Annotated in this window: 10 protein-coding genes and 1 pseudogene; 8 read left to right on the top strand and 3 right to left on the bottom strand. The window is 68.6% G+C overall.

From position 1 onward, the window contains the following. Nucleotides 1-2 precede the first annotated feature (2 nt). Both ACV095_RS17555 and ACV095_RS17550 read left to right on the top strand, forming a co-directional pair. Entirely contained in the window at nt 3-797 is a 795-nt protein-coding gene (locus ACV095_RS17555; RefSeq protein ID WP_056392160.1) for an SDR family NAD(P)-dependent oxidoreductase, read from the top strand. Continuing rightward, nucleotides 794-1,999 carry an acyl-CoA dehydrogenase family protein gene (locus tag ACV095_RS17550; protein WP_478222376.1) on the top strand — a complete coding sequence of 402 codons (1,206 nt, stop codon included), beginning with the start codon at nt 794-796 and terminating at the stop codon, nt 1,997-1,999. Before ACV095_RS17555 ends, ACV095_RS17550 begins: the two co-directional genes overlap by 4 nt. On the opposite strand, the gene ACV095_RS17545 is transcribed toward ACV095_RS17550, so the two are convergent. Further along, entirely contained in the window at nt 1,996-2,868 is an 873-nt protein-coding gene (locus ACV095_RS17545) for a DUF1684 domain-containing protein (protein WP_018770834.1), read from the bottom strand. The genes ACV095_RS17550 and ACV095_RS17545 overlap by 4 nt on opposite strands. Nucleotides 2,869-3,000: 132 nt before the next feature. Between ACV095_RS17545 and ACV095_RS17540 the strand changes: the two genes are divergently transcribed. The 3 genes from ACV095_RS17540 (at nt 3,001) to ACV095_RS17530 (ending at nt 6,891) form a co-directional block, all read left to right on the top strand. Continuing rightward, nucleotides 3,001-3,540, top strand: coding sequence for a hypothetical protein (locus tag ACV095_RS17540; protein WP_478222375.1), 540 nt, complete (start codon nt 3,001-3,003; stop codon nt 3,538-3,540). A gap of 113 nt (nt 3,541-3,653) precedes the next feature. Beyond that, nucleotides 3,654-6,461, top strand: coding sequence for a phosphoenolpyruvate carboxylase (ppc, locus tag ACV095_RS17535; protein ID WP_134165142.1), 2,808 nt, complete (start codon nt 3,654-3,656; stop codon nt 6,459-6,461). Nucleotides 6,462-6,585: 124 nt separating this feature from the next. Further along, a complete protein-coding gene (locus tag ACV095_RS17530) occupies nt 6,586-6,891 on the top strand; it encodes a hypothetical protein (protein WP_018770838.1) in 306 nt (101 codons plus the stop codon). Here ACV095_RS17530 and ACV095_RS17525 read toward each other — a convergent pair. After that, nucleotides 6,888-7,511 carry a DedA family protein gene (locus ACV095_RS17525; protein WP_043425249.1) on the bottom strand — a complete coding sequence of 208 codons (624 nt, stop codon included), beginning with the start codon at nt 7,509-7,511 and terminating at the stop codon, nt 6,888-6,890. The two genes, ACV095_RS17530 and ACV095_RS17525, sit on opposite strands and share 4 nt — an antisense overlap. Nucleotides 7,512-7,545: 34 nt before the next feature. Here ACV095_RS17525 and ACV095_RS17520 point away from each other — a divergent pair. Then, nucleotides 7,546-8,077 (top strand): annotated as a pseudogene (locus ACV095_RS17520) (O-acetyl-ADP-ribose deacetylase). Here the strand turns inward: ACV095_RS17520 and ACV095_RS17515 are convergent. Then, complete coding sequence (locus tag ACV095_RS17515) at nt 8,049-9,023, bottom strand: RluA family pseudouridine synthase (protein ID WP_478223472.1); 975 nt, start codon at nt 9,021-9,023, stop codon at nt 8,049-8,051. The pseudogene ACV095_RS17520 and the gene ACV095_RS17515 sit on opposite strands and share 29 nt — an antisense overlap. Before the next feature lie 110 nt (nt 9,024-9,133). Between ACV095_RS17515 and ACV095_RS17510 the strand changes: the two genes are divergently transcribed. Both ACV095_RS17510 and ACV095_RS17505 read left to right on the top strand, forming a co-directional pair. Beyond that, entirely contained in the window at nt 9,134-9,772 is a 639-nt protein-coding gene (locus ACV095_RS17510; RefSeq protein ID WP_478222374.1) for a helix-turn-helix domain-containing protein, read from the top strand. After that, nucleotides 9,769-10,461 (top strand): SRPBCC family protein, encoded by a 693-nt coding sequence (locus tag ACV095_RS17505; protein WP_478222373.1) that lies wholly within the window; start codon nt 9,769-9,771, stop codon nt 10,459-10,461. The genes ACV095_RS17510 and ACV095_RS17505 overlap by 4 nt, the downstream gene beginning before the upstream one ends. Nucleotides 10,462-10,565: the final 104 nt, after the last annotated feature.

Genomic DNA, 10,565 nt, shown 5'->3' with positions numbered 1-10,565 from the left:
GTATGGACATCAAGGGCTGCGTCGCACTGGTGACAGGCGGTGCCTCCGGGCTGGGAGCTGCCACGGCGCGGAGGTTGTTCGACGGCGGGGCCTCCGTAGTGCTCGTCGACCTCCCGTCCTCCAACGGGCAGGCAGCCGCGGACGAACTCAACGGCCGGGCCGAAGCCGGCCAGTCCGCCGTCTTCGCCCCCGCTGACGTGACCAGCGAGGCGGACGTGCGGGCCGCCGTCGGGACCGCCGCAGGGATGGGCCCGCTCCGGATCGTGGTGAACTGCGCCGGGATCGCCACCCCCGGAAAGGTCCTGGGACGCGACGGCGTGCTGCCGCTGGAAACGTTCAGCCGTGTCATCCAGGTGAACCTGATCGGCACCTTCAACGTCCTGCGGCTGGCGGCCGAGGCGATGGTGGCCACCGAGCCTGCCGTCACCGCGCTGGGCGGCCCGGAGCGCGGCGTCATCATCAACACCGCCTCCGTGGCGGCCTTTGAAGGGCAGATCGGCCAGCCTGCATATTCCGCGTCCAAGGGGGCGGTGGCCGCCATGACGCTGCCCATCGCGCGGGAGCTGGCGCGCTCGCTGGTCCGCGTGGTCACCATTGCGCCGGGAATCTTCGAGACCCCCATGATGGCCGGCTTGCCCCGGGAGGCCCAGGACTCGCTGGGCGCCCAGGTTCCGCACCCGTCCCGGCTGGGCAAGCCGGCGGAGTACGCCAGCCTGGTGGCGCACATCGTGGACAACGCCATGCTGAACGGCGAAACCATCCGCCTTGACGGTGCCATCCGGATGGGGCCGAAATGAGCGCGCCTGACGTGTCCCAGCTGCCCGCGGCGGACTTCTTCGCCGTCGAATCCCTGCTGGGCCAGGCCGAGAGGAACAAGCTGGCCGAGCTGCGGGACTTTCTGGCCGCCGAGGTGGCGCCGTACGCCGGGGACTGGTGGAACAAGGCCGAGTTCCCGGCCCACATCCTGCCCAAGCTGGCTGCGCTGGAACTGAGCACGCCCGCCCACCGCGGCTACAGCCACCTGTTCGCCGGGCTGGTCATTGCGGAGATGACCCGGGTGGACACCTCCATCGCCACCTTCTTCCTGGTCCACCACGATCTCTTCGTTGAGTCCCTGCACACCTTCGGCAGCGAGGACCAGAAGCAGCGGCTGCTGGCTGACGCCTCGGAGCTGCGCACCACGGGCGCCTTCGCCCTCACCGAACCCCTGCACGGGTCCGACGTGGCGGGCGGCATGGAGACGCGGGCACGGCGGATATCGTCCAGCACCGGGGAGCCGGACGACGGCGGCGACACCTGGGTGCTCAACGGCGCCAAGCGGTGGATCGGCAACGGGACATTCTGCGACTACATGCTGGTGTGGGCACGGGACGAGGGGGACGGTTCCGTGCGGGGCTTCGTCGTGGACGCCACCCTGCCGGGGGTAAGCCGGAGCAGGATCGAGAACAAGATCGCGCTGCGCACTGTCCAGAACGCGGACATCGTGTTCCGGGAGGTCCGGGTACCGGAGGCGGACCGCTTCAGCGGGATCAGCAGCTTCGAGGACACCAAGGAACTGCTGCGCAGCTCACGGATCATGGTGGCCTGGCAGACGGTGGGCCAGCAGCTGGCGGCGTTCGACGTCGCCCGGCAGTACGCCGTGGAACGCGAGCAGTTCGGCCGCCCGCTGGCACACTTCCAGCTGATCCAGCAGCAGCTGGTGACCATGCTGGGCAACGCCGTGGCCAGCATGGCCATGATGGCCGGAATCGCCAGGCTGCAGGACCAGGGTGCTGCCGACATGCCGCAGGTGGCGCTGGCCAAGTCCTACCTGAGTGCCAGGATGCGGGAAACCGTGGCGCTGGGCCGTTCCATCCTGGGCGGAAACGGCATCGTCACCGATTACCGGATGGCCAAGATCTTCGCCGACGCCGAGGCCATCTACACCTACGAGGGATCGTTCGAGGTGAACACCCTGATCGTGGGCCGGGCCATCACCGGGATCTCCGCCATCTCCTAGGCAGGGTACGGCTGCTTCTCGCCTGCCTCCACCCGGATGTCCAGGCTGTTGTTCCTCACCGGCATGGGGCAGGTGCCGTAGGGCGTGAAGGCGCTGGGGTAGTTGATGGCCCGGTTGAAGTCCAGCACCACGGTCGCCCTGCCCGAGGCATCGTGCCGGGGCCTGGGCATGGAGAGTTTCCGCCATTCGTCAGTGGTGTCGCCGTTGGTCTCGTCATGGAACGTGACGGTCAGGGCGCCGAGCTTCTCTTCCTCCGCCTGGAGCCGGAACTCATGGTTGCTGCCGGGCAGCCTGAACACCACTTCCCCCACGCTGCGGTGCACGCCGTCCACCAGGGGGTTCGCGGTGCTGATCGGCACGTCCACCGGGGCCGGGTAGGGCTCAAACCGGCCCGCCACCTCCCAGTCCGGGTTGTACGGGTAGGTGGGGACGCCGTCAAACCCGGTGAAGGCCGGAGATGCAGAGTCCCGGGTGCGGATGGCGTACCGCCCGCCGCGCATGGCCAGTTCCACCACCACCTGGTCCCCATTGGGGCCGCCGAACTGCACCCACATCAGCGACTCCTCGTCCGCCAGGACGGCGGACACCGTGCCGTCCACCTTTTCCCCCGTCTCCACCAGCGTGAGCCCGTCCGGCGGAGCAGCGGTGAGGAACGCCGCGGTGCCTCCGGGGTCCGTGGACCACAGGCCCGGGGCCAGGTCGACGGCGGCGGGGGCGTCTTCGAGCCACTGGAACGAGGTGAGGGTGAGCCAGCCGTGCGGCGCTGCCAGGGCTTTGTCCCGGTTGGTGCGGAAGCGCTGCCAGCGCTCGACCTTGGCGGCGGGAATGGCGGCGGGGGCGTTAGCGGGGGTGGCTGGGGTGGTGGCCATGGTTCCTTCCGGTTGCGTTGCCCCCGCTACAACCGCAGGCATGGACGGTTCATTCCGCCGGACGGACGCCGGCAACCCGCTGGGCATCCCGGATTCCAGCTGCACGGTGGTCCGCCGGGGTTGAATGGAGGGGTGGACATCCTTGCCGGAGTGAATCGGGAGTGGCTGGCGGCGCTTACGTGGCTGGCGGCGCTGGTTGCCGGCGCCATGGTGCTGGCATGGCGACGCAGGCGGGCCGACCTCGCCGCGCTCGCCGCCGTCGTCGTCTTCATGGCAGCCAATGTTGGCGCCGGCATCTACGTCCTGAACCACCTGGCGGACGGGCGCTGGGGCGGGGACGCGCAAGCCAAGCTCGTTCCGCCGCCGCTTTCCGGGACCCCGGTGGTGGGCCGGTTCCTGGAGCCGCTTGATGGGGCCCTGGCGGGCATGGCCGGCGGGGTCAACGACTTCGTCGACTTCCGCGCTGCGCTGCCTGTGGCCCTGGACTTCTTCGCAGCCGCCGGCTGGGCCCTGGCCGTTTCGGTGCCGGTGGGGCCGGCGACCGCCGCCGTTCAGACGGGGAGGGCCCGCCGTCGAAAGGCTGACGATGCCGCCTGGCGCAGCGAGGTGGAGCAGCTCCGCGTGGAACTGGACGCCGTGAAGCGCCATGTGGGGTACCGCGACATCTTTTGAGACGGATTCCACTGCTGCACCGCACCGGGGGTAGCATCTTTAGCTAGTAACGTGGCTCACAGTATCCAGCGCAGTGTACGAGCCAAGTCCATAACCCTCGAAAGATTGCTTCAATGGCACACACTGCAACAGCGCCCGAAACAGATCTCGCCTCCGAACTGCGCGCGGACGTCCGCCGCGTTTCCACCCTCCTGGGGGAATCGCTGGTCCGCCAGCACGGACCCGAACTCCTGGACCTGGTGGAGCAGGTCCGGCTCCTGACCAAGGAATCCAAGGAAGCAGCCCGCGGCGGTGCACATGCCACCGGCCCCTGGAGCGCGCACGACGTCGTTGCCCAGGTCCGTGAACTGCTCGGATCCCTGCCCATCGAGCAGGCAACCGACCTGGTGCGCGCCTTCGCGTTCTACTTCCACCTGGCCAACGCCGCCGAGCAGGTCCACCGCGTTCGCGGCCTGCGGACCCGGGCCGAGAAGGACGGCTGGCTGGCCAAGACCGTGGCGGAGATCGCCACCCAGGCCGGCCCCGGGGTGCTGCAGGAAGTGGTCAACGGGCTGGACGTGCGCCCCATTTTCACGGCGCACCCCACCGAGGCCTCCCGCCGCTCCGTCCTGGACAAGATCCGCAAGCTCTCCGACGTCCTGGCCCAGCCCACCGCCGAAGGGTCCACCGCACGCCGCCGGCAGGACCGGAAGCTGGCCGAGATCATTGACCAGATGTGGCAGACCGACGAGCTGCGCCAGGTTCGGCCCACCCCTGTGGATGAGGCCCGGAACGCCATCTACTACCTGGGCGGCATCCTCACCGATGCCATGCCGGAGATGCTGTCCGAGCTCTCCGAGCTCCTGGGCGAACACGGCGTCACCCTGGCGTCCAAGGACGCCCCCATCCGGTTCGGCTCCTGGATCGGCGGCGACCGCGACGGCAACCCGAATGTCACCGCCGCCGTGACCCGCGAAATCCTGCAGATCCAGAACCAGAGCGCCATCCGGATCAGCATCGGCATGATCGATGAGCTGATTTCCATCCTGTCCAACTCCACGGCACTGGCGGGCGCGGACGAGGCATTGCTGAAGTCCATCGATGAGGACCTGAAGAGGCTGCCCGGCCTGGACAAGCGGGTCCTGGAGCTGAACGCCCAGGAGCCGTACCGGCTGAAGCTCACCTGCATCAAGGCTAAGCTCATCAACACCGGCAAGCGGGTGGCCGCTAACTCCAACCACGAGCACGGCCGCGACTACAACGCAACCGATGAACTCATGGCGGACCTGCAGCTGCTGGAACTGTCGCTGCGCAACCATTCCGCCGCCCTGGCCGCGGACGGGTCCCTGGCCCGCGTCCGCCGCGCTATCGCCTCCTTCGGCCTGCACCTGGCCACCCTGGACATCCGCGAACACGCGGACCACCACCACGACGCCGTGGGGCAGCTAATGGACCGGATCGGCGGCCCGGGGCTCCGCTACGCCGAACTGAGCCGCGAGGAACGCTTCGAGGTCCTGGGCTCCGAGCTGGCCTCCCGCCGCCCGCTGTCCGGCCACCCGATCAAGCTCGACGGCGCCGCGGACGGAACCTATGACGTCTTCCGCGAGATCCGCCGGGCCCTGCGCATGTACGGCCCGGACGTCATCGAGACCTACATCATCTCCATGACCCGCGGCGCCGACGACGTCCTGGCCGCCGCCGTGCTGGCCCGCGAAGCCGGCCTGGTGAACCTTTTTGGCGACAAGCCCTACGCCAAGCTCGGCTTCGCGCCGCTGCTGGAGACCGTCGAGGAGCTGCGCGCCTCGGCCGAGATCGTGGACCAGCTGCTGTCCGACCCCTCCTACCGCGAACTGGTGCGGCTGCGCGGGGACATCCAGGAAGTGATGCTGGGCTACTCGGACTCCAACAAGGAATCCGGCGTGATGACCAGCCAGTGGGAGATCCACAAGACCCAGCGCAAACTGCGCGACGTGGCCGCCAAGCACGGGGTGCGCGTCCGCCTGTTCCACGGCCGCGGCGGCTCCGTGGGCCGCGGCGGCGGGCCCACCTACGACGCCATCCTTGCCCAGCCGAACGGCGTCCTGGAAGGCGAAATCAAGTTCACCGAGCAGGGCGAAGTCATCTCCGACAAGTACTCCCTGCCGGAACTCGCCCGGGAAAACCTGGAGCTGTCCCTCGCCGCGGTGTTGCAGGGTTCGGCCCTGCACCGCGATCCGCGGACCTCGGAGGACCAGCGCGAGCGTTACGGGCACGTCATGGAGGCCATCTCGGATGCCGCCTTCGACCGCTACCGCAAGCTGATCGACCACCCGGACCTGCCCGCCTACTTCATGGCCTCCACGCCCGTGGAGCAGCTGGGTTCCCTCAACATCGGCTCCCGCCCCTCCAAGCGCCCCGACTCCGGCGCCGGACTCGGCGGCCTGCGCGCCATCCCCTGGGTGTTCGGCTGGACCCAGTCGCGCCAGATCGTGCCCGGCTGGTTCGGCGTCGGTTCCGGACTGAAGGCGGCCCGTGAGGCCGGACATTCCGCCCAGCTGGTGGAGATGATGGACCACTGGCACTTCTTCCGCTCGGTGCTGTCCAACGTGGAAATGACGCTCGCCAAAACGGACATGGACATCGCCGGCTACTACGTGGCCACCCTGGTCCCGGAGGAGCTGCACCACCTGTTCCGGAGCATCCGGGACGAGTATGAGCTCACCGTTGCCGAGGTCCGGAAGCTGACCGGCGAGAACCTGCTCCTGGACGCGCAGCCCACGCTGAAGCGCTCGCTGGAAATCCGCGACCAGTACCTGGACCCCATCAGCTACCTGCAGGTGGAACTCCTGCGCCGCATCCGTACCGAAGCCGGGATCAGCGGAGCGGAAATCGACGAACGCCTCCAGCGGGCCATGCTGATCACCGTCAACGGCGTGGCGGCGGGCCTCCGCAACACCGGCTAGGCACACGCCCGCTCACGTTTGGCGGCTTTCCATGGAACGCCCGCCCACCTCCCGCCCGGAAGGTGGGCGGGCGTTTCGGGTCCAGGAGCAGGATGTGAGCCGGGGTTTGGATAGGGTTGGAGGCATGCCTTCCTTCCAGACCCGCCTCAAGATCACCGGGCTGCGGCCGGGCAATCCGCCGGAGGCTGTCATGGACGCGGCCGTGGAGGCGCTGGGCACCCGCCACCACGTGGAGGCGCACCAGCTCCAGCTCGCCGGCGGCGTGCCGCAGCTGAACCTGCGCTTCCTCGTCGAAGCCAGCGAGTACAGCGGCGAGAACCGGCAGGCGGTGGAGTCGGCAGCCATGATGCGCGACGCCGTCGAACGCGTTGCGCTGACAGGCTCGCTCAGCGTGCTGCGGCGCAGCCGCGGCAAGTGGCTGCCCGTCTAGCCTGCGTCGGGGATTGGCTCGTCCTCCACCGGCGACCGGTCACCGCGCCGCCGGGTGACGATGATCCCCACGACGGCGCCGATCACCAGGCCAACGGCCACGCCGATGAGTGAGCTGGCCCAGAACGGCAGCTTGGTGGCCGAACCGGTGAAGTAGCCCAGCCCCACCAGCCAGCATGCCCACAGGACCGCCCCCAGCCCAGCGCAGAGGCTGAAGCCCCGCACGGAGACGTTCGCGATCCCGGAGGCGGCCGATGTGGCCAGCCTGCCGCCGGGGATGAACCGGGCCCCGATGATGGTGCCGTAGGTGGATGAACGGCCCGCCTTGGCCAGTCCGGCATGGATGCCGGCGTGGACGCGGCGGCCCCATTTCCAGCGGTCCAGCACATGGCTCAGCCGCCGCCGGAAGAGCTGGAACACCACCATGTCTCCCATCCAGGAGGCCAGGGCGGCCAGGACAAGCACCAGGAACACGTTGGCCCGGCCGTCGGCGGACAGCGCGCCTCCGGTAATCACCACCATCTCCGACGGGATGGGCGGAAAAATGGCGTCGCCGATCACCACCGGGATGACCCAGAAATAAAGGGCCGCCCCCCAGCTGTCAATGCCGCCGAAGTCCATTGCCACAAGGTACCGCACTTGGGAAACTGGCGGCATGCGGATCTCGGTTCTGCAGGGCGACATTACGCAGCGGCGGGTGGACGTGGTGGTGAACGCCGCCGACCCTTCGCTGCTGGGCGGCGGGGGAGTGGACGGTGCGCTGCACCGGGCCGCCGGGCCGCAATTGCTGGCATCGTGCCGGGAGCTGCGTGTCACGGCGCTGCCGCACGGCCTCCAGACCGGGGCCGCCGTGGCCACGCCGGCGTTCCGGCTGCCGGCCCGCTGGGTGATCCATACGGTGGGACCCAACCGGCCGCGCCGGACAGACCAACCGTTCGCTCCTGGTGTCCTGCTTCAGCGAAAGCCTGCGGCTGGCCGACAGGTTGGAAGCCGGGGAGCTTGCCTTCCCGGCCGTGGGGGCCGGAGCCTATGGGTGGCCGGCTGCGGCGGTGGCGCAGGCGGCGCTGGAGGCCGTTGATGGTTTCCGGGCCTCGCATCCGGCAAGCGGCCTGGAACTGGTGGAGTTCGTGCTGCACACCGCGGACGCTGAGGCGGTGTTCAGGGACGTGTTGGGGCCGCTTCGCTGAGTTCCAGGCTGCTGCGGTACTCCACCGGCCGGCCGGAGATCGGATCCACGAACCGTATGCCGCGTGCCAGCAGCTGCAGCGGTCTGGCGTAGTCGTCCGGGGCTTTGTCCAGCAGGTCCGGGTAGAAGGCGTCGTTCACGATCCCCAGCCCCAGTGAGGCCATGTGCACCCGCAGCTGGTGGGTCTTTCCGGTGTGCGGTTCCAGCCGGTACCTGGCCAGGCGCGGCCTGCCGCCGGCACCGGTGCCCGCGGCAACCGCCGCCGGGCCGCCGTCGAACGTTCCCAGCCGCTCAATCCTGGTTTCCGCGTTCGGCTCGCCGTCGATGACCTCCGCCAGCAGGTAGCTGCGGGACTTGGTCATCCGGTTGCGCACCACTACGGGAAAGTCGACGGCGGGGTACCCCTGCGCGGGCTCGGCGGCCGAGACGCACTCGTATTCCTTCTGCACCTGCCGCTTCTCAAAAAGCACCTGGTACCTGCCGCGGGTCTGCGGGTTGGTGGAGAAGAGCAGGACGCCGGCGGTCATCCGGTCCAGCCGGTGCATGGGGATCAGGTCCGGCAGGTCCAACTGGTTGCGCAGGCGCACCAGGGCCGACTCCTGGATGTACGTGCCGCCCGGGGTGGTGGGCAGGAAGTGCGGCTTGTCCACCACCAGTAGGTGGTTGTCCTGGTGGAGGATGCTGATTTCCACGGGCAGCCGCGTCTCCGGCGGCAGCGTGCGGTAGTACCAGATGAAGGTGTGGTCCTGCAGCGGAGTGGCGCGGTCCAAAGGGACGCCGCCCTCGCCAACGATCTCGCCGGCGTCGAACCTGTCCTCGATGCCCTGCGGATCGATATGTCCCCAGCGGTGCATCATGTAGTCCATTGCCGTGTCCCACGGACCCTCTTCCGGAAGGCGCAGGCGGGTGGCGTTCACGCCGTCGCGCACGGGAAGGGGGGATTGCATCACCCGCCCATTCTACCGGGGCGGCCGTGGCCCTCCGGGGCCGGGTCCAGCCGCCACCGACGATAAAAAAGTTATTGACAATAAAAGTTGTCGGTTGCGATAGTGGAGGCATGCAGGACATCGCAGTCATCGAGGACCCGGCCACGGCCGAGGTATCCCTGGACCCCATCCGCACCCGGATCCTGCGCGAGCTGGTCCAGCCGGCTTCCGCCACGCAGCTGGCCGTCCGTGTCGGCCTGCCCCGGCAGAAGGTGAACTACCACCTCAAGGCGCTGGAGCGGCACGGGCTGGTGGAACTGGTGGAGGAACGCCGCAAGGGCAACGTGACCGAGCGGGTCCTGCAGGCCACGGCGGCGTCCTACCTCATCTCACCTATCGCGCTGAATGAGGTGTCCCCGGACCCGCGACGGTTTGCAGACCGCTTCTCCGCCTTTTGGCTGCTGGCGCTCGCGGGCCGGATGGTCCAGGAGGTGGGCAAGCTGATTGCCGGCGCCGCCGCTGCCCGGCAAAAGCTGGCTACGTTCGCCATTGATGGCGAGATCACGTTCCGCACCGCGGCGGACCGTGCAGCCTTCGCCGAGGAGCTCGGCACCGAGGTCACCCGGCTGGTGGACAAGTATCACGACGACGCCCCGTCACCACGGGGGCGGCGGCACCGGCTTGTCGTGGCGCTGCACCCGGTCCTTAAAGAAACCGGTGCCCCCACGGCAACCAACGAATCCCATCCAGGCAAGGAGCAGGACAAATGACCGACAACCGCAACTTCGAAATCGTCTACGACACGGAGCTCCCCGGCACGCCCGAGCGGGTGTGGGAAGCGGTGACCTATGGAACGCCCGCATGGATGTTCCCCACGGACCAGTGGCCGGACGTCAGGACGGTGGAGGAGTACCCGCACCACCTGGTCTCCCGGATGGACGGGCCCGACGGCTGGTTCAACCAGCTGGAACATGTGCTGGAACCGCTGGACGGCGGCCGGGCCCGGCTCCACTACGTCCACAGCGGCATCTTCGCGGACAACTGGGACCAGCAGTACGACGGCGCCAGCCGCCACACCGAGTTCTACCTGCACACGCTGGGCCAGTACCTGCAGTACTTCGACGGCAGGCCTGTGGTGTTTACGGACGTCCAGGCACCGGCGGCATCCCAGGCCCCCGATGGTTTCATCCGGCTTCGCGAAACGCTGCGTGCCGGCGCGGCCGGGCAGGGCGCTGCGGTGGATGTGGAGCTCGACGGCGTGGGCCGGCTGACAGGCGAGGTGGACTTCTCCAATGAGCACTTCCTGGGCGTGCGCACCCCGGACGCCCTCTACCGGTTTTTCGGCCGCAACGCTTTCGGTGCCCCTGTTGGCATGACCGTGCACGACTTCAGCGGCACCGCCGATTCCGCGACCACGGCCAAGGCCTGGGGCGGTTTCCTGGAGCGCGTGTACGCGTAACTGCCCCTAACGTTCTGTGTGGCGCTCCAAATCGCCGGAACGGTGCGGGATCGCCGTACCTCTCCGGCGATTTGGCACCGGTCCGGCGATTTGGCACCGTTCCG

The organism is Arthrobacter sp. JDC6 (genome assembly GCF_056484025.1).
Note: the sequence above shows the minus strand (reverse complement) of the source record. Positions and strands in the feature narration are given on the sequence as shown.